This is a genomic window from Syntrophotaleaceae bacterium (genome assembly GCA_041390365.1).
Taxonomy (GTDB): domain Bacteria; phylum Desulfobacterota; class Desulfuromonadia; order Desulfuromonadales; family Syntrophotaleaceae; genus JAWKQB01.
Map to the genome: position 1 here is coordinate 383,333 of JAWKQB010000002.1, position 23,374 is coordinate 406,706.

At 59.3% G+C, this 23,374-nt stretch carries 20 protein-coding genes; 9 read left to right on the forward strand and 11 right to left on the reverse strand.

Annotation, left to right across the window (positions count from 1 at the left end; genetic code table 11):
• Positions 1 to 213 precede the first annotated feature (213 nt).
• Positions 214 to 795 (forward strand): DUF2179 domain-containing protein, encoded by a 582-nt coding sequence (locus R2940_09085; GenBank protein ID MEZ4599931.1) that lies wholly within the window; start codon positions 214 to 216, stop codon positions 793 to 795.
• A 32-nt stretch (positions 796 to 827) separates the two neighbouring features.
• Here the strand turns inward: R2940_09085 and R2940_09090 are convergent, their stop codons facing one another.
• From R2940_09090 to R2940_09115, 6 genes are all read right to left on the reverse strand, one after another.
• Entirely contained in the window at positions 828 to 3,071 is a 2,244-nt protein-coding gene (locus tag R2940_09090) for a hypothetical protein (GenBank protein MEZ4599932.1), read from the reverse strand.
• 174 nt (positions 3,072 to 3,245) lie between these two features.
• Positions 3,246 to 5,246, reverse strand: a complete 2,001-nt coding sequence (locus R2940_09095; protein ID MEZ4599933.1) for a hypothetical protein — start codon at positions 5,244 to 5,246, stop codon at positions 3,246 to 3,248.
• 14 nt (positions 5,247 to 5,260) lie between these two features.
• Complete coding sequence (locus tag R2940_09100; GenBank protein ID MEZ4599934.1) at positions 5,261 to 6,043, reverse strand: cytochrome c3 family protein; 783 nt, start codon at positions 6,041 to 6,043, stop codon at positions 5,261 to 5,263.
• Between the two features lie 84 nt (positions 6,044 to 6,127).
• Positions 6,128 to 7,627, reverse strand: coding sequence for a NapC/NirT family cytochrome c (locus R2940_09105; protein ID MEZ4599935.1), 1,500 nt, complete (start codon positions 7,625 to 7,627; stop codon positions 6,128 to 6,130).
• A 125-nt stretch (positions 7,628 to 7,752) separates the two neighbouring features.
• The gene (locus R2940_09110; GenBank protein ID MEZ4599936.1) at positions 7,753 to 8,136 is read right to left on the reverse strand and encodes a cytochrome c; all 384 of its coding nucleotides are present in this window, start codon (positions 8,134 to 8,136) and stop codon (positions 7,753 to 7,755) included.
• A 38-nt stretch (positions 8,137 to 8,174) separates the two neighbouring features.
• Positions 8,175 to 8,591 (reverse strand): DUF4019 domain-containing protein, encoded by a 417-nt coding sequence (locus R2940_09115; GenBank protein MEZ4599937.1) that lies wholly within the window; start codon positions 8,589 to 8,591, stop codon positions 8,175 to 8,177.
• A 232-nt stretch (positions 8,592 to 8,823) separates the two neighbouring features.
• Between R2940_09115 and R2940_09120 the strand changes: the two genes are divergently transcribed.
• The 4 genes from R2940_09120 to R2940_09135 all read left to right on the forward strand — a co-directional run bounded on the left by R2940_09120 (position 8,824) and on the right by R2940_09135 (position 13,813).
• Positions 8,824 to 10,026, forward strand: a complete 1,203-nt coding sequence (locus R2940_09120; GenBank protein MEZ4599938.1) for a glycoside hydrolase 100 family protein — start codon at positions 8,824 to 8,826, stop codon at positions 10,024 to 10,026.
• Between the two features lie 249 nt (positions 10,027 to 10,275).
• Positions 10,276 to 11,595, forward strand: a complete 1,320-nt coding sequence (locus R2940_09125; protein ID MEZ4599939.1) for a diguanylate cyclase — start codon at positions 10,276 to 10,278, stop codon at positions 11,593 to 11,595.
• Positions 11,592 to 11,975: a hypothetical protein gene (locus tag R2940_09130; protein MEZ4599940.1), complete on the forward strand. Its 384-nt coding sequence runs from the start codon at positions 11,592 to 11,594 to the stop codon at positions 11,973 to 11,975. Before R2940_09125 ends, R2940_09130 begins: the two co-directional genes overlap by 4 nt.
• A gap of 251 nt (positions 11,976 to 12,226) precedes the next feature.
• Positions 12,227 to 13,813, forward strand: a complete 1,587-nt coding sequence (locus tag R2940_09135; GenBank protein MEZ4599941.1) for a peptide chain release factor 3 — start codon at positions 12,227 to 12,229, stop codon at positions 13,811 to 13,813.
• A gap of 75 nt (positions 13,814 to 13,888) precedes the next feature.
• Here R2940_09135 and R2940_09140 read toward each other — a convergent pair whose 3' ends face one another.
• Positions 13,889 to 14,278: a helix-turn-helix transcriptional regulator gene (locus tag R2940_09140; protein ID MEZ4599942.1), complete on the reverse strand. Its 390-nt coding sequence runs from the start codon at positions 14,276 to 14,278 to the stop codon at positions 13,889 to 13,891.
• Between the two features lie 200 nt (positions 14,279 to 14,478).
• Between R2940_09140 and asnS the strand changes: the two genes are divergently transcribed.
• Together asnS and R2940_09150 are read left to right on the forward strand one after the other, a co-directional pair.
• The gene (gene asnS / locus R2940_09145; protein ID MEZ4599943.1) at positions 14,479 to 15,885 is read left to right on the forward strand and encodes an asparagine--tRNA ligase; all 1,407 of its coding nucleotides are present in this window, start codon (positions 14,479 to 14,481) and stop codon (positions 15,883 to 15,885) included.
• Positions 15,886 to 15,975: 90 nt separating this feature from the next.
• On the forward strand, positions 15,976 to 16,158 hold the full coding sequence (locus R2940_09150) for a DUF4177 domain-containing protein (GenBank protein ID MEZ4599944.1): 183 nt from the start codon (positions 15,976 to 15,978) through the stop codon (positions 16,156 to 16,158).
• Here R2940_09150 and R2940_09155 read toward each other — a convergent pair whose 3' ends face one another.
• Positions 16,159 to 16,335, reverse strand: coding sequence for a hypothetical protein (locus R2940_09155; GenBank protein ID MEZ4599945.1), 177 nt, complete (start codon positions 16,333 to 16,335; stop codon positions 16,159 to 16,161). It abuts the gene before it with no gap.
• Positions 16,336 to 16,425: 90 nt separating this feature from the next.
• Positions 16,426 to 17,391, reverse strand: coding sequence for a tryptophan--tRNA ligase (trpS, locus tag R2940_09160; GenBank protein ID MEZ4599946.1), 966 nt, complete (start codon positions 17,389 to 17,391; stop codon positions 16,426 to 16,428).
• Between trpS and R2940_09165 the strand changes: the two genes are divergently transcribed.
• Positions 17,372 to 17,638: a hypothetical protein gene (locus tag R2940_09165; protein MEZ4599947.1), complete on the forward strand. Its 267-nt coding sequence runs from the start codon at positions 17,372 to 17,374 to the stop codon at positions 17,636 to 17,638. The two genes, trpS and R2940_09165, sit on opposite strands and share 20 nt — an antisense overlap.
• Before the next feature lie 7 nt (positions 17,639 to 17,645).
• Here R2940_09165 and R2940_09170 read toward each other — a convergent pair whose 3' ends face one another.
• A complete protein-coding gene (locus R2940_09170) occupies positions 17,646 to 17,891 on the reverse strand; it encodes a hypothetical protein (GenBank protein ID MEZ4599948.1) in 246 nt (81 codons plus the stop codon).
• Between the two features lie 33 nt (positions 17,892 to 17,924).
• Positions 17,925 to 20,369 (reverse strand): endopeptidase La, encoded by a 2,445-nt coding sequence (gene lon / locus R2940_09175; protein ID MEZ4599949.1) that lies wholly within the window; start codon positions 20,367 to 20,369, stop codon positions 17,925 to 17,927.
• A gap of 259 nt (positions 20,370 to 20,628) precedes the next feature.
• Here lon and polA point away from each other — a divergent pair, with 259 nt between their 5' ends.
• The gene (gene polA, locus R2940_09180) at positions 20,629 to 23,307 is read left to right on the forward strand and encodes a DNA polymerase I (protein ID MEZ4599950.1); all 2,679 of its coding nucleotides are present in this window, start codon (positions 20,629 to 20,631) and stop codon (positions 23,305 to 23,307) included.
• Positions 23,308 to 23,374: the final 67 nt, after the last annotated feature.

The window sequence follows — 23,374 nt, forward strand, 5'->3', positions numbered from 1 at the left end:
GGGACGCGGTGCTTAGCGTATCGATTTAGTTGAATTATAATCGGTTTTGTTTCAACAACATCCTTTCATGGCCTCTGATTGCTGAAGATTTTTCCCCGGTTCGACGCGCGGCTGGGGCGGACGGGCAGAACGTCTGGAATTGAACCCGGCCGTGGGCCGATGCGAATCTGAGAAAATTTGATTTGCAGTTGCAGAAATATTAGAGGAGTTTTCATGTCCTTTCTCGACCCCGGAACCTACAGTCTCGTCCTTTTGCCTCTGCTGGTGTTTTTGGCCCGTATTATCGACGTCAGCATCGGCACCCTGCGCATCATCTTCGTAGCCCGATCCCTGAAGGGTCTGGCGGCAACCCTCGGCTTTTTCGAATCCCTGATCTGGATCCTGGCCATCAGCCAGGTGATGCAGAATCTGACCAATTTTCTGACTTACATCGCTTTCGCTCTGGGTTTCGCCGCGGGAAATTACTGTGGTGTGCTGATCGAGGAGAGAATCGCTCTCGGAAATCTGATCATCCGGATCATTACCCGAAAGGAGGCGACGGAGCTGGTGAGTCGTCTCTGGGAGGCCGGTTACGGGGTGACCAGCCTCGAGGCCCGGGGGGAGACCGGTCCGGTGCAGCTGATTTTTACCGTCTGCCGCCGGCGTGATCTGAAGGATGCCCTGGGCATGATTCGGCAGTTCAATCCCAAGGCGTTCTATACCATTGAGGATGTGCGCTTCGTGCAGGAGAACGTGCCCGCCGGTGTGCGGCACCGCCACTTTTTGCGTCGTTTGGGGCTGCGAATGCGAAAATAGCGGTTGATTCCGTTTCAGGCGGGCTGCCGAAGTCAGTCGGAACCGGCGGTCACCAGTTCGCCGATGAACAGGCTGCCGTTGTGGACGAAAAAGAAGGAGGGGAGCCCTTCGGCCAGTTCGGCAAGGCGTTTTGCATACACCTTTTCCTGCCCCTCTTCGGGGACGGCCAGACCGAGAATGACCAGATCGACCCCGATGCTCTCGGAATGAATCATGTCCCGCACGCTGACCCCCTCGCTTTTGAGCTTTACGTCGATCTCCGCATCGATGCGGATTTCCGGGATCAGCCGGGCAAGGAACCGTTCGGTCTGCTCCCTGGCCATAGGGTTGGAGGCGATGCTGAGGATGCGGATGCGGGCGTTGCGCCACTCGGCGTTGCGGGAAATAAGATACGCGAGCAGCAGCATCAGGTCACCGTTGCGCTGCAGGCCGCCCCACCAGATGTGAATCGTGCGGCGCCGGCCTTCGCGGAGAGGAGCAAGCGGCTCGGCCCGGCCGATGAGAAGGGACTGGTTCAGCCGGCTCAGGGGGCGGATGACCCTCAGGAAATGGGACAGGCGTTCCAGGTCGTCCGGCCAGCCGAGAATGACGGTGTTGCTCTCGATGCCGGCCATGCCATTGGCCTGGGCCACGTCCATGATGCCCTGCTCGATATTCGCCACCACCCCCACCTCACCAAAGGCGACGATCCCGGCCTGACGCAGAACGGCGTCGATCTGTCGCTCCCGCTCGCCGATCTGCAGATCGAGATTCAGCAGGTCGCCCACCACAAGTTCGCAGACCGTCACCACCCCCCGGTTCTGACTGAACCAGGCGCCGTAGCGCACCAGCGGCAGACGCCGGTCCACGTTGCTGACGAACACCAGGATGTGCGGACGCCAGTTGCGTGCGGTCATCGGGCGCTCGGACAGGCGGATCAGGGCCCAGCGGATGATCGCCTCATAGATGTCCCGCCTCACGTCACCCCAGTCCTCCCGCCGCTCATGCCTTTTCAGCAGCAGCCAGAGCGCCAGGACCACGGTCATGGCCACCAGGCTGGAGGGGAGGTTGATCAGCACCATGGCGCCGAAGCAGCCGACGGCCCCGATCAGGCTCAGGCTCCAGGGGACCTGGATGGTCGGCCGCCAGGCGGGATTCCCGCTCAGATTTTCCAGGGCGGCGACCAGGTTGACCGTGCCGTAGACAGTCAGGAAGAACATGGTGACGACTTCCGCCACGGTGTTGAGATCGCCGAGGAAGACCGCTCCCAGGGCGATGACCAGGGTGATCCGCATCCCCACCACCGGTTCTTTCCCGGGGGCTGTGTCGGCCAGCCAGCGGGGGGCGAGCCGGTCCATGGCCAGAGCCTGCAGGGTGCGGGGAGCGCCCAGGATCGACCCGACCGCCGAGGAAAAAATAGCGCCCCACAGTCCCGGCAGCACCAGCCAGGGACCGAGCAGTGAAATGCGGGTCCAGACCAGGGGGTCGCTGCGCAGGCCGGCAGGATCTTCCCCCAGGCACAAAAGCACGGGCACCAGCAGATAGACGGCGAGGCCGGTGAGAGTGGCCAGCACCGTTCCTTTGGGAATGGAGCGGCGGGGGTCCTCCAGGTCGCCGGAAAGACTGAGGCCGGCCATAATGCCGGTCACGGCGGGGAAAAACACGGCAAACACAATCCAGAAATCGAATTCTCCGGAGGGTGCCAGGGTCACCAGTCGTTCCGGTTGCCCCTGCAGCAGGGAACCGGTCGCCAGCGCCGCCAGGGACAGGGCGATCAGGATCATGATCGGCACCTGCATGCGCAGGGCGAAGTTTGCGCCGCGAGAGGCCAGCGCGCCCACCAGCAGGATGACAAGGAAGGCGGCGGCCGGCACCGGGATGCCCGGCCAGACGATGCGCAGCGATTCCGCCAGACCGTAGGCGTACAGGGTCACCGAAAGGGTTTGGGACAAAAACAGGGGAATGCCGATCGCCCCGCCGATTTCCAGACCCAGGCTGCGGGAGACGATGAAGTAGGCTCCCCCCACTCCGACCCGGCTGTTGGTCGCCACCGCTGAAAAGGAGAGGGCGGTCACCAGGGTGACGGCGTTGGCCAGCAGGACGACGAGCAGTGCCTTCCATAGACCGATGTGGCCGACCACCCAGCCAAAACGGAGGTACATGATGACCCCCAGGATGGTCAGGATCGTGGGGGTATAGACGCCCAGAAAGGTGCCGAGTTTTCCGGACGGAGCCGGTTGCGGGGTTCGACGGCCCCTGATGATGTCGGACCAGATGCTGGACAGGTGAGGGATCATGCAAACGCCGGAAACGAAGACTGAAAGAAGGAGAAACGGGTTAGATCGGATAATCCTAGAGGAGCTGCGGGGAAAACACAACCGCTTTGTCTATTGAGAACGTCCTGGAACAGGGAGTTCTTGGGCCGATTTTTCTGGTGAAAATCGACCCCTTTTTGCCATCTCCAAAGTCCGCTAGAAACGCATCGTCAATGCTGCTGCCACCAGGTTGGCGGTATAGTCGTCCGATCCGTCGCCGGCATCGTCATCATAGCTGTAGAACCCGTAGCGCAACCGGACCGCCAGGGCATCCGTGAGCTGGTGACTGAGATCGGCGATGGCTGCATGGCGCTGGTTATCCGTGCCCAGCGGCAGTCCTTCGTCGAAAAAGTCATCGAAATTCTCGGCCAGGGTGTAGATATATCGGGCGTCCAGCCGGGTGCTGGCGTTGACCGCCCACCCGGCATTGGCCGAAACGGAAAGAACATCTCCTTCATAGGTCTCGACCGGACCGGTCCCGATGGTTTTCAATCGCACATCCTGGTAGCTGACCAGTCCCGTCAGGAAGAAGCTGGCGACGGGGGTGGAGGTCAGGCTGGCGGTATAGATGTGGGCATCGTAATTGCCCGAATGAATAGACGAGGGCGGATCGGTGTCCTCGTCGGTATCGATGTCCGTCGACACCAACTGATATTGCAGGGTGGTGCGCAGATTGTTCAGCGGCCGGAAGGACGCCTTGACCATCACTTCATCGGTTTTCAGGTCCTGGTCGGTGATGAAGGCTGAATACCCCTCTTCGATATCGACCTCATGGTCGTAGTCGTTCGATCGATAGCTCCGCCGGTAGCGTGCGGCCACCGTGGTCCGATCGAAGGGGGAGGTATGGAAGCCGATGCTGTAGCGCTGACGCCGCACCCGGGTATCGGTCTCCCGGTTCAGGATGAGGAGTCCGTCCTCCACCTCCGTTTCCTGGAGGTCGATGTCCTGCTGAGTCCAGCGCCCCTCCGCATACAGGGTGGTACGGGGCAGGCCGGTATAGCGGATGCCGACCGTTTCCTCCAGGCCCCATTTGTCCTCGTCGCTGTCGATGACCGCTTCCGGTTCCGCGAAGGCACCGCCGAAGGCGATTTCCGTGAGGACGGCATCCGTATCCCCCTCCCGGTCCAGGCTTTCTCCCTCCAGTCCGAGATAGATGGTCAGGTCCCGATAGGGGCCCAGAACGGCATTGGCATTGACGATATGAACATCCTGCTCCAGGTCGATACTCCGCGAAAACCAGTTTTTGTCGAAAGGTTCGGGGCCGAAAGGCACGGTCGCCATGTTGAAGGAGGCGTCCCCGTCGAGCGTGGTGAACAGGTATCCCAAAGACAGGTAGGTGGTGTCGTTGAGGTGGGTGTCGGCATGAAAGGTGTTGAAAAAGGCGTCGTGTTCATAGTCTTCGTCGACCGTCACCGTTTCATCGGCATCGGTATCCAGATTCCGCTCCTGTTCGTGGATCGTGTTGTCCAGCCGGTAGTGCTCATAGCGGAACTCGTCGCCGAGGCGCACCCCGGCGATTTCGTGGCTGACATTCATCCGGATGATATTCAGCTCTTCGTCGACATTCTTGTAGGACGGGAAAATTTTTCGCGTCACACCACCCTCGGTGACGCTGCCCCATTGCAGCAGCGATTTCTCGCCGTCCTTGAACCGATGCTCGTAGCCCACTTCGATTTGGGGAAGATCTGGAATGGTCACGCCGACTTCGATGAAAGCCCGGCCGATATCGAGTTCGAGGTCCCTGTTCAGATCGAAGGAGGAGATGCTGAACGGTTCGAAGACATGGCCCGTATCATCGAAATACTTGCGATATTCCGAGTATCCGGCGTGAATGTAGCCGTCCTCCGGCCTCTCGATCAGGAGATCGAACAGATACTCCTGTTCAGGGACAACCGCCCGCCCCTTCACCGTAAGTCGCCTGTTTTTCGGCAGGTCCCGCTGCAGATGGAACTGGTCCACCCCTCCTTTCAACCCCTCCTGCTCCCCCCAGTCCTCCCGAAACTTGTTGTCGTCCCCATCGACGAAGGCCGCGCCCAGAAAGGGAGTGATTTCGATTTCGCCCGTCGACGTGTCGCCGTTTTCAGCCAGAAGCTCCCCGGGGGAAAAAGTTAGGGTGGAAACCAGTACCAGCAGCAGGCAGGGCAGTGTGGCTTTCATCGCTGTCCTCCTTATCAATAGCGAAGGTGGGAGTTCATGTTGGAACCGTGCACCGCGGTGTGGCAGCCGCCGCTCCAGCAGGTGCCCTGGGCCAGCCGCGTGCTGTGATCCTGGCCGCCGAGTTCGATGTCGCCCGGCGCTGAAATCTGGGCATGACACCGCAGGCAGAGATTGTTGTCGTTGGCCACCAGCATTTTGTCGTTGATGGAACCGTGGTGGTTGTGGCAGACGGTGCAGCCTTCCCTCAGGGCTTCATGCTCGAAAACAAAGGGGCGGCTCTGATCCTGATGGCATTCATTGCAGGGGGCGTTGTGGCGGCCGACCACCCGGCCTTCGGGCAGCAGGATGTCTTCGCCATGGGGACTGTGACAGCTGTTGCAGGACAGCCCCTGTTCATGGGTGGGGTGGTGGTACTGGAGGTTGAAAAAGGCCTGCACTTCCGGGTGGCACTGGTAGCAGGCGGAGGGATTCTGCCCTGGATTGATGATGGCCGCTCCCCGGCCGCCGCCGGCTTCGACATGCAGGCTGCCGGCGCCGTGGCAGGATTCGCATCCCAGAATATTTTGCCCGTCCGGCAGAGGGATCATCAGCTTGGCATGTCTGGCAAACCTGAAATCCCTGACGGTTTCGGCATGGCACGCGGCGCAGGTTTCCATGCCGACGAATTCGGCCCCGGGGATGACGGCGGGTGGCTGGATCGAGCCTCCTCCCTGCATGGCTGCACAGGCCAGAAGGAGCAGAAAAAGAGCACCCAGAAGGACCGGGCAACCCGCCCTCTTTGTAAAAATTCCAGGCATTTTCACGGCACGTCTCCTTTAATGAAATAGAAACCGGTTCAATGATTCCTCGCCGGGCGTCAAGCCGTTCCAGTGGTTTGTGTGTCAGTGCGCGCCTGTATGGCAGAGATTGCAGGACAGGCCGCCGGGGATTTCTCCTCCCGGATGGGCGAAAGGCACTCCTCCCAGATCGGTCACAGGAGGCTCCTGCCCCAGGCCCTGGGAAATGATGACATGGCAGGCGTTGCAGTCTTTGGAAATGACCTCTCCCTGCGGACTGACATGCTCCCCGTCATGACAGCGAAAACAGCCCGGCCAGATGAAATGGCCGCTGTGATCCGGACGAACCTGCCAGTTGGTCTTCATTTCCGGGAAAAAGTTGTTGGTGTAAATTCTCCGGGTTTCCCTGACCGCCTGGCGGATTTTCTCAGGGTCCCGGTATTCTGCATACTCTTCGGCGATCAGCTGCCCGATCTGATCCAGCCCCTGTTGTTTTGAGACGGCATCGGCGGCCGTGACCAGGGCCCGGGAGGCACTGAGTTTGATGCCGGGGATCGACTTGTCGATGCGGTCGAGCCACAGGGAGATGTTCAGGGCGGCGTTCGGCGACCGGAAGATGTGGGTGGGTCGGTTGTGGCAGTCCACGCAGTCCATGCGGCGGACCGGTCTCGCCTGCAGTTCCTGACCGGGAGGGGTGTCCCGGGTTCGATAAACGGTGGTTTTTCCTGTTTCCCGGTTGGTGATTTCGACCCAGGGGATCACGGTCCGGGTTTCGTCGGCGGAAATGTATCGGATGTCGTTGGCCACCGACATATGCCAGTGAATTCCGCTCACCGGTCCGTGCAGGGGGCTGGCTCCGCCGACCTTCAGCATCATGACCATCCGGTACAGGGTATTGTCCGCATCCGGAAGGTAGTAGTGACGGTGAACCTCGAGGGCGCCGATGAACTTCTCCGGCCAGTGGCACTGTTCGCAGGTTTCCGGTGCAGGCCTCAGATTGTGGACCGGTACGGGGATGGGACGGGGGTAGGAATCGGCCAGAACCGCATAGACCTGACGCAAGCCGGAAATTTTGGCCCGCACGTACCATTCGGCCCCTTCGCCGATATGGCATTCGACACAGGCCACCCGGGCGTGGGGCGAGTTCTGGTAGGTGGTGTAGACCGGTTCCATGACCTGGTGACAGAGCTGGCCGCAAAAGGCGACCGACTCGGTCACCTCGTAGGCGCGATAACTGCCGTACGCCGAAAAGACCAGAAAAACCGAGACGACGATAACGGTCAGAAGCAGGTTGCGGCGATGGCGGGGATCATTGAGGTCGAGGCGCGGCAGACCCTGGGTCACCCCCAGCCTTGTTTCCAGCCTGCGCTGATGCCAGGCCCCCAGCCCCATCAGGATCAAGCCGGCAAAAACCGCGGCGGGCAGGATGAGGTAAACCACCACCCCCAGGTAGGGCTGGTCGAAACCCCGCAAAAGATCGTAGGCGATCAGGACGAGCAGGATAAGGAGCGCAAAGGCCGCCAGAGCCGCGCCTGCCAGCCCGATCCAGCTTCTGCTGACATAGGACAGCAGACCCTTTGAGGCTCGTGGGGATTTTTCCGCCATTCCCTACCCTTGACTGATGTCGTTTTTTTCCGGCGTCGACAGAGGCCCTCCACAGAAGTTTTTTCTTGGCAAGCCAAGAAAATTTTTCCCCTTGCTGCACTTCGCAAACGGTTTTTCAACAGTCGCTAGGGTTTTGACAATGAGCGGAGGTATTCGACCATCGCCTGGGCCTCCTCGAGGGTATAGTCATAGGCCGGCATTCGGGTTGTGGGGCCGAGGACCTCCTTGGGATCGACAATCGACTGCCTCAGGTATTCGTCGGTTTTCCCTTCGGCGATTCCGGCCAGCGGTTGAGCCATGCCGCGATCTCTGTGACAGACCACACAGCGGTCCCTCTGGGCGAGGGCGTCGCCAAGTTGCACCAGCTTGGCTCTGGTTTCCGGCGTCATGCCGGAATCACCCGCCTGCGCAGTGTTGCCCGCTTCGGGAGTACCCTCTGCTGTCAGGCCGGCAACGGGGAGGGCAGCAACGGTCAGTCCAACAGTCAAGAGCAGGGCCAGGAATTTCATGGACTTCTCCTCTCTTTTCGAAGTTCGCCTTCAGGGCTTCACCGGATATAGTAGCCTGCTATCCTCCAGTTTCCGTCGATTTGGGTCGCTGTAATGGTTTCGATGGCGGAAGGGTTGTTCTGGTAGGAGGTATCGAATTCCATCACCAGGTATTCCCCTTCCGGGGCGTCGGGCAGGGAGGTGGTTTCAGCGCTGCTGCGCAAGTTCCTGCTTTGGACCTGGCCAAGGGGTTTGCGCACCGCTTCCAGGGATTTTACCCATTCCTCCTTGCTGATCGATTCCTTGAACGCGGGCGCGGCTTTCTCCCAGCTTTCGGCATAATTCCCTTCGTCAATCAGTTTGACCCATTGCATGGCTGCATCCCGCGCTGCCTGATTGTTCTGGGCGGCGGCCAGGGAGACAAGCAGCAGGATGGTCGACAAAGCTGTCAGCAGGCAGGCGATGCGAGGAATCATGGAAATTCTCCTTTTCTGCAGGTACGTGTTTGTTCCCGGTTTTGGTTTTGTGTGTCGACACCCACGAGCGCTTAAATCTTAGCGCAAACTAAGCAGACCTCAAGAATCTGATAAATTATTCATTGGATTTCCCGGGGATGGTTGGCTTGAAATCTGCATTAATTTTCCGGTTCGATAACTATTTTTTTGACAGTTTAGCTTTCGGTTTTCAATAGAGCGGGGTTTTAGAGGGATGGGTCTGGCAGTTGACAGAAAAGCGGGTTGCGAAGCGCTGATTGGTGAGGCCTATTTCCGTTCGATCGAGCTTTTGCGGCACAATTCGGTTGCGGAAGGAGTGCTGGCCTGTTCTCCCGGCCCAAGAGCTAAAGAACGCAACTATGACTGTATTTTCGGGCGTGATGCCGCCATCTGCGCCTTGGGGATGTTTGCCTCCCGGGAGCCGGATCTGGTGACCGTCGCCCGCAATGGTTTGCGAACGCTGGCGCAATACCAGGGAACCAACGGGCAGATTCCGAAGTTCGTGAACCCTCATCGGGGAGAGGCGGATTTCTGGTATACGGGGTGTATCGATGCCACCCTCTGGTGGCTGATTGCTCTGCGTCTGCATGACCGCTTTTTCCCCGAAACCTGTCTTGAAGCTGAATTGCAGATGAACGTGCAGCGTGCCTGGCACTGGCTGCTCTGCCAGGAACACCAGGGCTGGTACCTGCTCCAGCAGAACGAGGCGAGCGATTGGGCCGATATCATGCCTCGGTCGGGTTTTGTCCTTTACACCAACGCCCTCTGGTATTGGGCCAAGTCTCTGTATGAACAGCCAACGGCAAGAGCCACCCGTGATTTCGCCAATTCCATTTTTTACCCCTTCCATCCGGCCGCCTCGGAACACCGCCGGGTTCGCCTGCTTGGGGAGTATGTACGCAATGCCTGCCAACAGGATGATTTCTACCTGAGTTTCGTCAATCTCTCCTTCTGGGGCGATGAGATCGATACCTTCGGCAATGTTCTGAGCGCTCTGACCGGATTGGCCGACCGGTCCCGCAGCGATCGAATCGCCTCGTCCCTGGTGGATCTGGGCGTCCACCGACCCTGGCCGCTGCGGGTGGTGGCCCGTCCCATCGGAGAAAACCACTCTTTGTGGCGGCCGTATATGCAGCGCCACGGTCAGAATTTTCCCTTTCAATACCACAACGGCGGCAGCTGGCCTTTTGTCGGGGGATTCTGGGTTCTTCTGCTGCAGAAGCTGGGGAGGGACAAGGACGCCTGGGAGGAGCTCGAGCAGCTGGCCCTCGCCAACCGTTGCGAGGATTGGCAGTTCAACGAATGGTTCCACGGGGAGAGCGGTGTGCCCCTGGGCATGGTCGGCCAGTCCTGGAATGCCGCTCTGTTCATCCTGGCCTGTCAGTCCCTCAATGGCAAGCTGGATTTCATCATTTAGTCATCCGGGTCTGCGATCGAGTGTCAAAATATTGGACGGTTTTCTGTCCCTTTTTCAAGTTGGCCTCGTCAACGGCGGGTGCCTCCAGGAGACAGGAGGCCGTCAGGCGCGTAAATAGTCTGAATGACTTCAGATTCTGAGCGAAAAATTTCCCGTCCGGTCTCTTCAATTTTTTGGCTCACTTCTTGATTAAAGCACGGCAGGTAAACCAGGTATGAAAAAACACCCCCTAAGGACTGAACGGTTTTGATGCGCTTCACCGTCTCCCAGAAAATTGCTGCCGGCTATCTGCTGATCGCTTTCTTTTCGCTGGCCGCCCTCATCTATGCCTTGACCGCCCTCAGCCGGTTGACAAGTCAATCGGAGCAGCTGGTGGCTGTCGAATTCAAGGCTCTCGGTCTGATGCAGGACCTGGCCAGAAGTCTGCAGGATCAGGAGCGCCTGGAAAGACAGGTTCTGATCCTGCGGGACGCATCCATGATCCCTCTGCTGACCAGACGGAACCTGGAAAGCGACGAGATCTGGAAGCGGCTGCAGCAGATTCCCCGTTCGGGCAGTATGAATGGGGTTGCGAATACCTACGCCGCTTTTCGCAAGGCTCAGGGCGATATCGAGGTTCTGCTGGAAGATGGCAGATGGCAGGAGGCGGAACAGCGTTCCCTGGAGGTTATCGCTCCCCGGCGGGAAGGCCTGATCCGAATCATGGAAGTTCTGCGCCAGAGCCAGGAAAACAGCATGAACGAAATCCTGCAATCCCTTCCGATGGGCATCAAGGACACCTACCGTCTGACCTTTGCCCTGGCTTTTGCAGGAGTCGCTTTTGCCGGACTGGTGGCGACGGGGATCATACTGAAAATTCACCGGTCCGTCGCCCGTCTCACCGGAGCGACGAAAGCTATCGCCACTGGATGTTTCGACTACCCCCTGGATATCGACGGGAAGGATGAGTTCAGCCGACTGGCTCGGGAATTTGCCGAAATGGGCCAAAAACTCAGGGACCTGCAGAAGATACATCTGGATGCCAATCCGCTGACGCGTCTGCCCGGCAATTTGACCATCGAGCGGGAGCTGAACGATCGGATCACCAGCGGAAGACCCTTTGCCCACATCTACATCGATCTGGATTATTTCAAGGCCTACAACGACCGTTACGGCTACCATTCAGGCAGCAGCATCATCTCCCGCGTCGGCGCAATGATCCAGGAGATCGTCAGGGGGCTCGGCAACGAGGGGGATCTGATCGGCCATGTCGGTGGAGACGACTATGTCGTTCTGAGCACCCCGAATAAGGCGGAAGCTATCGCTGCGGAACTGATCCGCCGGTTTGACCTGATCGTTCCCGAATTCTATAATGAAGAGGATCGCAACGCCGGGTTCTTTATCGAAAAGGACCGCTATGGTGAAGAGCGCCGATTCCCTCTGCTGTCCATGTCCATCGCCATCGTCTGTACCGATAACCTGCGAAAACCCACCGCCGAAGCCATCGGCAGGGAATGCGCCAAGATCAAGGAGCATTTGAAGAAACTTCCGGGCAGCAATTACCTTCTTGACCGTCGGGAGAGGCGATGAGTATGCGACTTTTGCTCTGCATCCTGCTGTTGATCGTTCTTTCGGGCTGTGCCGCCACATGGCCTGCTGTTATTCCTTCCCGTCCTCCCGATGAGCAGCTTTTCCTTCAGGGGATGGAGGAATGGCGGCTCGGGGAGGAGACTCCCGATGCCTTCAAAACGCTGCAGAACACCTATCCCGACAGTATCTGGACGGAAAAAATTCAATCCATCAACAATCTCAGCACCCTGAGCGCGCAACAGAAGTCCGCCCTCGACCGCCTGAATCGGGAAATAACCTCGTGTCGGCAGGAGAACAAGCTTCTCCAGCAACAGAAAAATTCACTGGAAAACGATCAGAAAAAGCTGAAAAAGCTGCTGATCGATCTGGAAAGACGCTGACCGGAGGTTTTTTTCCCGGTCGAAATCAAAATCGGCATCGACATCGGCTTTTTGAGTTCTGTAGAAACGAACGTCGCGTTCTCCCCGGCGCCGACAGATCCAAGGCGCGGGCGGGGTCGATTCCCTTCGGAGACAGGCCGGGATTGACCTTTACAGCCGTTCAGGCTATGATTCACCCCAATCGGGCCATAGGGCCCTGTTTTTTTTGATTCAACCAACTTGTTCTGCGGGACAATTTTCAGAGGATTAACGTGAGCAGGAACCACCGTAAAGAAGTCGACCGCCGGCGCACCTTCGGCATCATCAGCCATCCGGATGCCGGCAAAACCACCCTGACCGAAAAACTTCTGCTGTTCGGCGGAGCCATTCAGATGGCGGGTGCGGTCAAGGCGCGCAAAGCGTCGCGGCATGCGACCAGCGACTGGATGGCCATGGAGCAGGAGCGCGGCATTTCCGTGACTTCTTCAGTGATGAAGTTCAATTACAGGGATTATGAAGTCAATCTGCTCGACACCCCCGGCCATCAGGATTTTTCCGAAGATACCTATCGGGTGTTGACCGCCGTGGACAGCGCTCTCATGGTCATCGACAGCGCCAAGGGGGTCGAAACCCAGACCCGCAAACTGATGGAGGTCTGCCGGATGCGCAATACCCCGATCATGACCTTCATCAACAAACTGGACCGTGAAGGGCTGGCTCCTCTCGACCTGCTGACCGATATCGAGGAGACCCTGCAGATCGAGTGCGCCCCTCTGACCTGGCCGATCGGCATGGGCAAACGGTTCAGGGGCACCTACAATCTGTACCGTAAAAGCCTGACCCTGTTCACTCCCGGACAGGAAACCCGGCACCGCGATGCCGTGGTGATCGATGATCTTGCCGATCCCCGACTCGACGAACTTCTTGGCGGCCAGGCCGATGAACTGCGCGAGGATGTGGAACTGCTGGAGGGGGCGGCCAACCCCTTCGAGCCGGCGGAATATTTGAAAGGCAACCAGACCCCGGTCTTTTTCGGCAGCGCCATCAACAATTTCGGGGTGCAGGAGCTTCTCGACGCATTCGTCGATCAGGCTCCGGCACCGCGGCCCGCGGCCACCACCAGCCGCGAAGTGTCTCCCTACGAGGAGCCTTTTTCCGGCTTTGTATTCAAGATTCAGGCGAATATGGATCCGGCCCATCGGGACCGCATCGCTTTTCTGCGAGTCTGTTCCGGCACTTTCCGCCGCGGCATGAAGGTCCGGCACCATCGCATCGGCAAGGAAGTGGCCATCGCCAACGCCACCATTTTCATGGCTCAGGACCGGACCAATGTCGAAGAGGCTTTCCCCGGTGACATTATCGGCATCCACAACCACGGCACCATCAAGATCGGCGACACCTTCACCGAAAAGGAATCCCTCAAGTTCACCGGTATTCCCAGTTTCGCCCCGGAGCATTTCCGCAGGGTCCGGCTGAAGAATCCCCTTAAGACCAAACAGCTGGAAAAGGGCCTGGTGCAGTTGGCCGAAGAGGGAGCCGTGCAGCTGTTCCGCCCGCTGATCAACACCGATTACATTCTGGGAGCGGTCGGTGTGCTTCAGTTCGATGTCATCATGTCGCGGCTGAAGAACGAATACGGCGTGGATGCCATCTATGAAGGGGTCGATTATGCCACCGCCCGCTGGGTGGAATGCGAGGACCGCAAAACATTCGCCGAATTCGAAAAGAAGAACCAGGCCAATCTGGCTATGGATTCCGAAGGGGGACTGGCTTATCTCGCCTCCAGTGAATGGCGCCTGGGGCATACCGCCGAACAGTGGCCGGACGTGGTCTTCCACAAGACCCGGGAACATGCGTAAAAGGCATCGAAGAGCAATGGAAAAAGCAAAAGGACGGCTGGGAGCCGTCCTTTTGTCGTTCATCGGGAACAAAAACTATTTTTCCAGTTCCCGGACCTTTTCCACGAAATCTCCCATGGCCCCGACCATCTGTTCAATCAGCGCCGTCCATTGGCGCAGAAAGGTGTCGCCGGCAGGCGTCAGCCGGTAAAGCCTTTTGGCTGGCCCCTGTCCGGAAACGTCCCAATCGGAGGTCACATGCCCGTTTTCCTCCAGTTGCCGCAAGGTCCGGTACAGGGCGCCGCGATCGACCAGAGCGCCGGTCAGACTGTGTTCAGGAAGCTCGGCGGCCAACTGGTAGCCGTGAGCCCGGCCGAGCTTCTTCAGCAGGTAGAGCAAGACCGGTTCGATAAAGCGGGGAATGTTGCCGAAGCCGCCTCCCTGGGGGCCTCGTCCCCAACCGTGGCGACGGGGGCCGTAGGGCATATAATGTGTCCTCTTGCGAGATCTTCGGGGACGGGGTCGGTCCCGATCAAAATACACTGCAGAGCAGTTGAAGTTACCAGCTGAAATTGACAGCCAGATTATAGTAAAACAGTAGGGGAATGCAACCGGAAAGCCGGATGTCGGGAGAAGCCTTCGCCGGTACCGTCATCTTTGCAACGATCGATTAGAGGAGCAACCGAATGACTGCATATCATGGCCTGCGCCAGGGGCGCATCCGCATCAGGGACATACTCGGCATGGAAAAGGCCGGCGGGGAGATTCTCGTTCGCGGCTGGGCGCGAACAGTGAGGCGCAGCCGGGAGGTGGCTTTCGTCGCCCTCAACGACGGCTCCTGTTTTGCGTCTCTGCAGATCGTGCTGACTTCCGACCTGGAGAATTTCGAGGAAGCGGTCCGCTGCGGAACCGGAGCCTGTCTGGAAGTGGTGGGGCAACTGGCACACTCTCCGGCTTCGGGACAGCAATGGGAGATCCATGCGCGGCAGGCCAGAATTCTCGGGGCCAGCGACGGGGATTTCCCCCTGCAGAAAAAAAGGCACTCCTTCGAGTTTCTGCGCACCATCGCTCATCTGCGGCCGCGCACGAACGCCTTCGGGGCCGTTTTTCGGGTGCGCAACACCCTGGCGTTCGCCGTCCACCGCTTTTTTCAGGAACGGGGCTTCCTCTATGTACAGACGCCGATCATTACCGCCAACGACTGCGAGGGTGCAGGGGAGATGTTTCGGGTGACGACCCTCGATCCGGCCGATCCTCCCAAAATCGACGGCCGCATCGATTGGCGTCAGGATTTCTTTGCCGATAAGACCGGCCTGACCGTGAGCGGCCAGTTGCAGGGCGAACTGTTCGCCCAGGCCTTTTCCGATATCTACACCTTCGGTCCGACCTTCCGTGCCGAAAATTCCAATACCAGTCGCCATGCGGCCGAGTTCTGGATGATCGAGCCCGAAATGGCCTTTGCCGACCTGGCGGACGATTGCGCTCTGGCCGAGGACTTCCTGCGCTACCTGGTGACCTGTGCCCTGCAGGAGTGCGGCGAGGACCTGGCCTTCTTCGACGAGCGGATCGAACCAGGCCTGATCACCCGACTCGAGGCCCTGGCCAAAGCCGAATTCCAGGTGATGACCTACACCGAGGCGGTGCGGCAGTTGGAGAAGTCGGGACGGGATTTCGAGTTTCCGGTGGCCTGGGGAATCGATCTGCAGTCGGAACACGAACGGTATCTGACCGAGCAGGTGATCGGCGGTCCGCTTTTCGTGACCGATTATCCGGAGGGGCTCAAGGCCTTCTACATGCGCCGCAACGATGACGGCAAAACCGTGGCCGCCATGGACCTGCTGGTGCCGAGGGTCGGCGAAATCATCGGAGGCAGCCAGCGGGAGGAGCGGCTCAACGTGTTGCAGGAAAAGATGCGGGCCATCGGCATCGACCCCGAAAGCCTCCAGTGGTATCTCGACAGCCGCCGCTGGGGCAGCTGTCCCCACGCCGGCTTCGGCCTCGGCTTCGAACGCCTGCTGATGTACGTGACCGGCATGGAAAACATCCGGGACGTCATCCCCTTCCCCAGGACTCCGGGGAACGCGCGGTTTTGAGCGGTTACCATGTGTCCCATGGGTCCTATAGGACCTATAAGACCTATAGGACCAATAGCCTGATCAAAAAGACCTCTGAAAGGCGCAGCAATGCTTCAATACAAAGTCGTGGAAACCAGCCTGGTCACAGACCAGGCTTTGGAGGAGATCCTCAATGAGTGGACGGCGGCCGGCTGGCATTTCGAGGGGATTCAGTTCGCCATGCGGGAGGCGAGCAAGCGGCCGGCCATGGCTTTCGTGCTGTTTACCCGGCCGGCCGCTGCAAGTGAATAATCAGTCTTCCCAGGTTGCGAATTCGCGGGAAACGATTGTTTTCTTGGGGTCGGAAGAAGGGGTTGCCCCGCACCGTCGGCAGGTCGGCTCCAGGGGCTCGTCTTCCACGAATTCCCGGGTTTCCAGTTCGATCGGTTTTCCGGAACAGGTGCAATACCATCTGCGATAGGTTTCCATCTCTCCTCCTCCCGAGTGGTCTGCTCGTTCTGGCTTTTTCAGCCGATAAGCTTGCTCTCAACTCAAGCCTATACCAGAAAAACTCTGGCATCAATAGGCGATGCCTGTCTTCTTGCGGACCTTGCGCAGGATTTTTGAACCCGCCTGCCGGGCTTTTTCGGCGCCCATGGCCAGTGTACGCCGCAGGCCGTCCTGGTCGGCGAGCAGCTCGTTGCGCCGTTCAGTGAAGGGGGCGAAAAAGTCACGAACGGTTTCGAACAGCTCCTGTTTCACCTCGCCGTAGCCAAGGCCTCCGGCTTGGTAGCGGCGACGCAGTTCGGCTTCCTGCTCCCTGTCGAGAAACAGCCGGTAAATGGCGAAAACATTGCAGCGTTCCGGGTCCTTCGGATCCTCCACCGGCGTGGGATCCGTGACGATGCGCATCACCTGTTTGCGCAGGGCCTTCTCGTCCAGGAACAGGTCGATGGTGTTCTTGTAGCTCTTGCTCATCTTCTGCCCGTCGAGGCCGGGGATGGTGGCCACCTGGTCGTCGATGTCCGGTTCCGGGACAGTCAGAATCTCGCCGTACTCGTTGTTGAACTTGATGGCGATGTCGCGGGCCACTTCCAGGTGCTGTTTCTGGTCCTTGCCCACCGGAACCAGTTCCCCCCCGAAGAGCAGGATGTCGGCTGCCATCAGCACCGGATAGGCGAACAGCCCGTGATTCGGGGCGATGCCGCGGGCCACCTTGTCCTTGTAGCTGTGGCAGCGTTCGAGCAGACCCATAGGGGTGAAGTTGGACAGCACCCAGGTGAGTTCCTGTACCTCGGGCACGTCGGACTGCACCCAGAACACGCTCTTTTCGGGGTCGAGGCCGAGGGCCAGGAAATTGGCCGCGGCTTCCAGGGTGCCGCGGGCCAGGGTCTTGCCGTCGGTCACGGTGGTCATGGCATGATAGTTGGCGATGAAGCAGAACAGTTCGTGATGCTCCTGGTAGTCGACCATCTTTTTCATCATGCCGAAATAGTTGCCCAGATGCAGGGAGCCGGAGGGCTGAATGCCGGATAGCACGCGCATGCTGTTACCTCTTGGGATGAAATTCAATCAGTTCAATAAAAAAGCCGCGGTCGGAACCGCGGCTTTTTTCGTGCTGTTTTCCGCGGACCCGGGGTCCGCGGCGTCGATTCTTCACGGTAAGACGCCCGGACCGCTGACAGGAGAGGTCCGGCGCCACCAGTGGCTGAAGGGATTGATGATGTGGGTCGTCGTGTTTTTCATGATGGCATTTACGTTAGCAGTTCCGGCTGGGGCCGTCAACGCCTGAATTTGTTTCAGGCGCTGAAGCCCGGTCCGGTGTTTTCTCCAGCAGGGCCGAACATGACCGCCAGTTTCAGCAACTGCTGCAGGTCGATGCCGCTCTCCTGGAGGATGTTCAGAAAGACGGGGAACAGTTGCATGAGAAACATCTGGTCCTGCATCGCCTCTTTGGCCAGTTCCGGCAGGGCCTGCAGCAGGAAGGCCTTTTTGCTTTCGGGATCGAGGGCCGTGACGGCCGCTGTGATGTCCTGCAGAGTCATAAGCGGGGATAATCCTTTCTATGAATATGTTCTTCAGCCCTCGCCGAAGGCGATGCGGTAGACATCCTTGAAATCCGAGGCGAAATGCACCTCCAGCCCTTCTTTGAGATAGTCGGGCAGTTCGTCGAAATTTTTCTTGTTGCCGACGGGGAAAATGACCTTTTTCAGTCCCGCCCGCCGTACGGCGATGGTTTTCTCCTTGACCCCGCCGATCGGCAGAACCCGGCCGCTCAGGGTCAGCTCCCCGGTCATGCCGAGCTTCTTGACCACCGGCTTGCCGAGGATCATCGAGAGCAGGGCGGTGGTCATGGTGATGCCCGCTGAAGGGCCATCCTTGGGGGTGGCACCGGCCGGTACGTGCAGGTGGACGAAATGTTTGTCGAAAAACTCCTTGTCGGCACCGTATTCCTCGAGGTGGGCCATGACGTAGGAGTAGGCGATCTCGCTGCTCTCCACCATGACGTTGCCGAGCTGGCCGGTCTGCTTGAAGCCCTTGCCTTTGCTCGGCATGGCGGTCGCCTCGATCTGCAGGGTGGCGCCGCCCATGCGGGTCCAGGCCAGTCCGGTCACCACTCCGGGCACGTCCTCGAAGAGCTCCTCCTCGTCGAAGAGCGGTTTACCCAGGTAGCTCTCCACGTCCTTCTTGTGGATGGTGATGCGATCCGTCCGCCCGCCGGCAAACTCCATGGCCGCCTTGCGCATGATCTTCTTGATCAGGTTCTCCAGACCGCGCACCCCGGCCTCCCGGGCGTAGCCGTCGATGATCGCCTCCAGGGCATCCTTGCGGAGAGTCACCTGGGATTTGTCCAGCCCGTGGTTTTCCAGCGCCTTCGGCACCAGGTAGCGGCGGGCGATCTCCAGTTTTTCCTCGAGGATGTAGCCGGCCAGACGGATGACCTCCATCCGGTCCAGCAGGGGAGCGGGGATAGTGTCGAGGGTGTTGGCGGTGGCCACGAACAGCACGTTGGACAGGTCGAAGGGCACGTCCAGGTAGTGATCGCGGAAGGTGCTGTTCTGCTCCGGGTCGAGGACCTCGAGCAGGGCCGAAGCCGGATCGCCCTGGAAGGATGCGCCGATCTTGTCGATTTCATCCAGCATCAGCACCGGATTGGCGGTGCCGGCGCTCTTCATGGCCTGGATGAAGCGGCCCGGCATGGCGCCGATGTAGGTGCGGCGATGCCCCTTGATCTCCGCCTCGTCCCGCATGCCGCCCAGGGAGAAGCGGTAGAAGGTGCGGTTGAGGGCGCCGGCGATGCTCTTGCCGACGGAGGTCTTGCCCACTCCCGGAGGGCCGACCAGGCAGATGATGGAGCCGGAGATGTCCCCCTTCATCTTGCCGACGGCGATGAATTCCAGAATCCGGTCCTTGACGTCCTTGAGCCCGTAATGGTCGCGGTCCAGCACCCGGCGGGCGCGCTGCAGATCGTAGGAATCCTTGCTGAACTTGCCCCAGGGAAGTATCGTCAGCCACTCCAGGTAGTTGCGGGAGACGTTGTATTCCGGCGAGGACGGCTCGATCAGCTTGAGCTTTTCGATCTCTTCGGTGATGGTTTTCTGGGCCTCTTCGTTGAGGGTCAGCTTCTGCAGGCGCTTCTCGAACTTTTCGATTTCGCTGACCTTGCCCTCTTTTTCCAGGCCGAGTTCCTTCTTGATCGCCTTGAGCTGCTCCCGCAGGAAGAATTCCCGCTGCTGGCCCGAAATCTTCTCCTCGATCTGCTTGGAGATCTTTGTCTGCAGCCGGGAGACCTCCAGCTCCTTCTTCAGCAGGACGAGAACCCGGTCGATCCGTTTGCGGACGTCGAAGGTTTCGAGAATCTGCTGCAGTTCCTGCCCGTCGCTGGAGGTGAGGTTGGCGGCGAAATCGGCCAGACGGCCGGGATCGTCCATGCTCTGGCGGTTGAGGAACAGTTTGATCTCCTCGTTGTAGAGCGGGTTGATCTGCACCAGTTCCTTAAGGGCGGTGATGATGGCCATGGAATAGGCCTGCAGCTCGGGGTTGACCGACAGTTCGGCGGCGTAATGGTACTTCACCCGCGCATAGACCATCTCTCCTTCGACGGGGATGATTTCCTGAATCGAAAAGCGTTCCAGACAGTTGACCAGCAGGTGGACGCTGTTCTCGTCGCTGTGCAACACCTTGATGACCTTGCCGACCACCCCGATTTTGTGAAGATTTTCCGGGGAATCCTCCTCGTCCATATCCCTGGCCAGGACGAAACCGATCGTTTTGGGCTGGGACTCCATGGCTTTTTTAGCCACTTTCAGCTTCGGCTTGCCGCTCAGGACGATCGGGAGGAGAATCCCGGGAAAGATCGGTCGCGGCCTCAGGGGAACTATAGGCAGAGTCGCGGGCAGCATGTCGGCCGCCAGAACCAGGGCTTCAGCCTGGGGTGGGGCACTTGGCTCCACCGCCTCGGTGTTGGCTTGGGATCCGACGATGTTTTCCTGCTCGTTCTGTTGGTCCCGTTCATCATTCATGAAAAAAGTCTCCTTCCGGCAGGCTGGTTATTGACGGCAAGCTAATCACTGTTGTCCGCGATGTCAACCGGTGATACGCGGCGAATTCCTGACGGGGTCGATAATTTTTGCAAGTATACGATATAAGACGATAAGCGTCATCAGGAATGCCGGGTTTGCTTTTTCGCCTCGCCTGGGATAATCTGCCGTCGGACCCGGCATTGCCTTTCAACGTCCTGCCGATAATTTCTGAAATCGAACCTGCAAGGAAATTAAACAAATGACCGAACAGCAGTCGCCACGGCTTTTTCTCATCGATGGGTCTTCCTACATCTATCGCGCCTACTACGCCATTCGGCAGCTTTCCAATTCCCGGGGGCAGGCCACTAATGCCGTGTTCGGTTTCACCAACATGCTGTTGAAGGTCATGCGGGAGGAACGGCCGGATCACCTGGCGGTGGTATTCGACGCCAAGGGGCCTTCATTCCGCAAGGAGCTCTACCCGGAGTACAAGGCGAACCGTGCCGCCATGCCCGAGGACCTGCGCCCCCAGATACCCCTGATCAAGCAGGTGGTCCGGGCCTTCAATCTGCCGGCGCTGGAGCTGACCGGGTACGAAGCGGACGATATCATCGCGACCCTGGCCCGGCGTTTTGCGGCAAAGGGGATGGAGGTCACGGTCGTCACCGGAGACAAGGACCTGATGCAGATTGTGGATGACCGCATCGGCCTGCTCGATACGATGAAGGACCAGCGGACCGGACTGGCCGAGGTGGCCGAGCGGTTCGGGGGCTCTCCCGACAAAGTGGTGGAGGTTCAGGCTCTGGCAGGGGACAGCTCCGACAACGTGCCCGGGATACCGGGGATCGGCGAAAAGACCGCCCGGGAGCTGATCCTGCAATTCGGAACGGTGGAGAACCTGCTGGCCAACATCGATCAGGTGTCGGGGAAAAAACGCCAGGAAAACCTGCGGCAGTTCCGTGAACAGGCGTTGCTCTCAAAGCAATTGGTGCGGCTGGTGGACGATTTGCCGCTGGACATCGATTACGACAGTTTCACCATCGGCGAACCGGAACGTCCCGCTCTGACCGCTCTGTTCAAGGAACTGGAGTTTCACAAGCTGCTGCAGGAATTTTCCTGTGACGAACGGGCCAACGGCGACGGCTACCGGGCGGTGCTGAGCGAAGGGCAGCTCGACGAGCTGATCCAGGCACTGGAAAGGGCAGGCCGTTTCGCCTTCGATACCGAAACCACCTGCCTGCTCGCCTCCCGGGCCGACCTGGTCGGCCTGTCCTTTGCCGTCCAGGCCGGCGAAGGCTGGTACCTGCCCCTCGGTCACCGCTACCTGGGAGCTCCCGAACAGCTCGACCGTGGGCTGGCTTTAAAAAAGCTGAAGCCCCTGATGGCCGATCCGAAGCTGGTCAAGATCGCCCAGAACGCCAAATACGATCTGCTGGTCCTGCGCCGTGCGGGGGTGGAGGTGAAGGGCCTGGTGTGCGACACCATGCTCGCCTCCTACCTGGGCAACCCGGCGGCCAAGTCCCATGGCCTCGACAGCCTGGCCGCCGACCTGCTCGGCTACCGGACCATCACCTATGCCGAGGTGGCCGGCAACGGTAAAAATCAGGTCTGTTTCGAAGAGGTCGAGGTGGAAAAGGCCACTGTCTATGCCGCCGAGGATGCCGATATCACCCTGCGGCTGGCCGCCAAGCTGGAACCGTTGCTGGACGAGACCGGCCAGCGCAAGCTGTTTGACGAGGTGGAAATGCCGCTGGTGGAGGTGCTGACCGATATGGAGTGGACCGGCGTGCGCATCGACAGCGCTTTGCTGAACGAGCTGTCCCGCTCCCTGGAAAGCCGGATGGTCGAGCTGGAGGCGGACATACACGACCTGGCCGGGAGACCTTTCAATGTCTGTTCGCCGCGGCAGCTGGGCGAGGTGCTGTTCGAGCATCTCAAGCTGGCCCGGGGCAAGAAAACCAAGACCGGCTGGTCCACGGATGTCGAAGTGCTCACCAAGCTGGCCGAGGACCACCCGATCGCGGCCCGGGTCCTGGATCACCGCTCCCTGGCCAAGCTCAAGAGCACCTATTGCGATGCCCTCCCCCGTTTGGTGCATCCGCAGACGGGTCGGATCCACACCTCCTTCAACCAGACCGTCACCGCCACCGGCCGGTTGTCCTCGAGCGAGCCGAATCTGCAGAACATTCCGATCCGCAATGAGGAAGGGCGCAGGATCCGGGAAGCCTTCATCCCCGCCGAGGGCAGCCGTTTGCTGGCCGCGGATTATTCCCAGGTGGAACTGCGCATCCTGGCGCACCTGGCCGATGAGCCGGTGCTCAAGGAGAGCTTCGCCCACGGCGAGGACATCCACGCCCGCACCGCCAGCGAAATTTTCGGCGTCTTTCTGGAGCTGGTGACGCCGGAGATGCGCCGCCGGGCGAAGACGATCAATTTCGGCGTTCTTTACGGCATGAGCGCCTTCGGCCTGGCCAAGGCCCTCGACATCGGCCGCGCCGAAGCACAGGATTATATCGACAGCTACTTTTCCCGCTATCCCCGGGTGCTTGAATTCATCGAAAGGAAAAAGGACGAGGCGCGCCGGGATCTTTACGTGACGACCCTCCTCGGGCGGCGCTGTGCGGTTCCGGAGATCGCCAGCAAGAACGGTGCGGTGCGCGGTTTCGCCGAACGGAATGCGGTCAATTATCCCATTCAGGGATCGGCGGCAGATATCATCAAGGTGGCCATGGTCCGTATCCACCGACGTCTCGCCGAGGAAAAACTGGAGGCCCGCATGGTGCTGCAGGTCCATGACGAACTGGTGTTCGATGTGCCCGAAGCCGAACTCCAGGTGGTCGAAAGCCTGGTTCGGAAGGAGATGGAAGGGGCGGCCGAAATGTCCGTGCCGCTGGTGGTCGACATCGGTATCGGCGATAATTGGAGTGAGGCGCATTAAGTGTAAACGGCAAGGGACTCAAAGGACATCAGGGACAAGAGGGATGAAAAAGCGGTCTATTTGAGTC

Coding starts and splice junctions, on each gene's coding strand:
- R2940_09085 (MEZ4599931.1), top strand. CDS start 214: ATGTCCTTTCTCGACCCCGGAACCTACAGTCTCGTCCTTTTGCCTCTG.
- R2940_09090 (MEZ4599932.1), bottom strand. CDS start 3,071: ATGATCCCTCACCTGTCCAGCATCTGGTCCGACATCATCAGGGGCCGT.
- R2940_09095 (MEZ4599933.1), bottom strand. CDS start 5,246: ATGAAAGCCACACTGCCCTGCCTGCTGCTGGTACTGGTTTCCACCCTA.
- R2940_09100 (MEZ4599934.1), bottom strand. CDS start 6,043: ATGCCTGGAATTTTTACAAAGAGGGCGGGTTGCCCGGTCCTTCTGGGT.
- R2940_09105 (MEZ4599935.1), bottom strand. CDS start 7,627: ATGGCGGAAAAATCCCCACGAGCCTCAAAGGGTCTGCTGTCCTATGTC.
- R2940_09110 (MEZ4599936.1), bottom strand. CDS start 8,136: ATGAAATTCCTGGCCCTGCTCTTGACTGTTGGACTGACCGTTGCTGCC.
- R2940_09115 (MEZ4599937.1), bottom strand. CDS start 8,591: ATGATTCCTCGCATCGCCTGCCTGCTGACAGCTTTGTCGACCATCCTG.
- R2940_09120 (MEZ4599938.1), top strand. CDS start 8,824: ATGGGTCTGGCAGTTGACAGAAAAGCGGGTTGCGAAGCGCTGATTGGT.
- R2940_09125 (MEZ4599939.1), top strand. CDS start 10,276: ATGCGCTTCACCGTCTCCCAGAAAATTGCTGCCGGCTATCTGCTGATC.
- R2940_09130 (MEZ4599940.1), top strand. CDS start 11,592: ATGAGTATGCGACTTTTGCTCTGCATCCTGCTGTTGATCGTTCTTTCG.
- R2940_09140 (MEZ4599942.1), bottom strand. CDS start 14,278: ATGCCCTACGGCCCCCGTCGCCACGGTTGGGGACGAGGCCCCCAGGGA.
- asnS (MEZ4599943.1), top strand. CDS start 14,479: ATGACTGCATATCATGGCCTGCGCCAGGGGCGCATCCGCATCAGGGAC.
- R2940_09150 (MEZ4599944.1), top strand. CDS start 15,976: ATGCTTCAATACAAAGTCGTGGAAACCAGCCTGGTCACAGACCAGGCT.
- R2940_09155 (MEZ4599945.1), bottom strand. CDS start 16,335: ATGGAAACCTATCGCAGATGGTATTGCACCTGTTCCGGAAAACCGATC.
- R2940_09165 (MEZ4599947.1), top strand. CDS start 17,372: ATGCCGGATAGCACGCGCATGCTGTTACCTCTTGGGATGAAATTCAAT.
- trpS (MEZ4599946.1), bottom strand. CDS start 17,391: ATGCGCGTGCTATCCGGCATTCAGCCCTCCGGCTCCCTGCATCTGGGC.
- R2940_09170 (MEZ4599948.1), bottom strand. CDS start 17,891: ATGACTCTGCAGGACATCACAGCGGCCGTCACGGCCCTCGATCCCGAA.
- lon (MEZ4599949.1), bottom strand. CDS start 20,369: ATGAATGATGAACGGGACCAACAGAACGAGCAGGAAAACATCGTCGGA.
- polA (MEZ4599950.1), top strand. CDS start 20,629: ATGACCGAACAGCAGTCGCCACGGCTTTTTCTCATCGATGGGTCTTCC.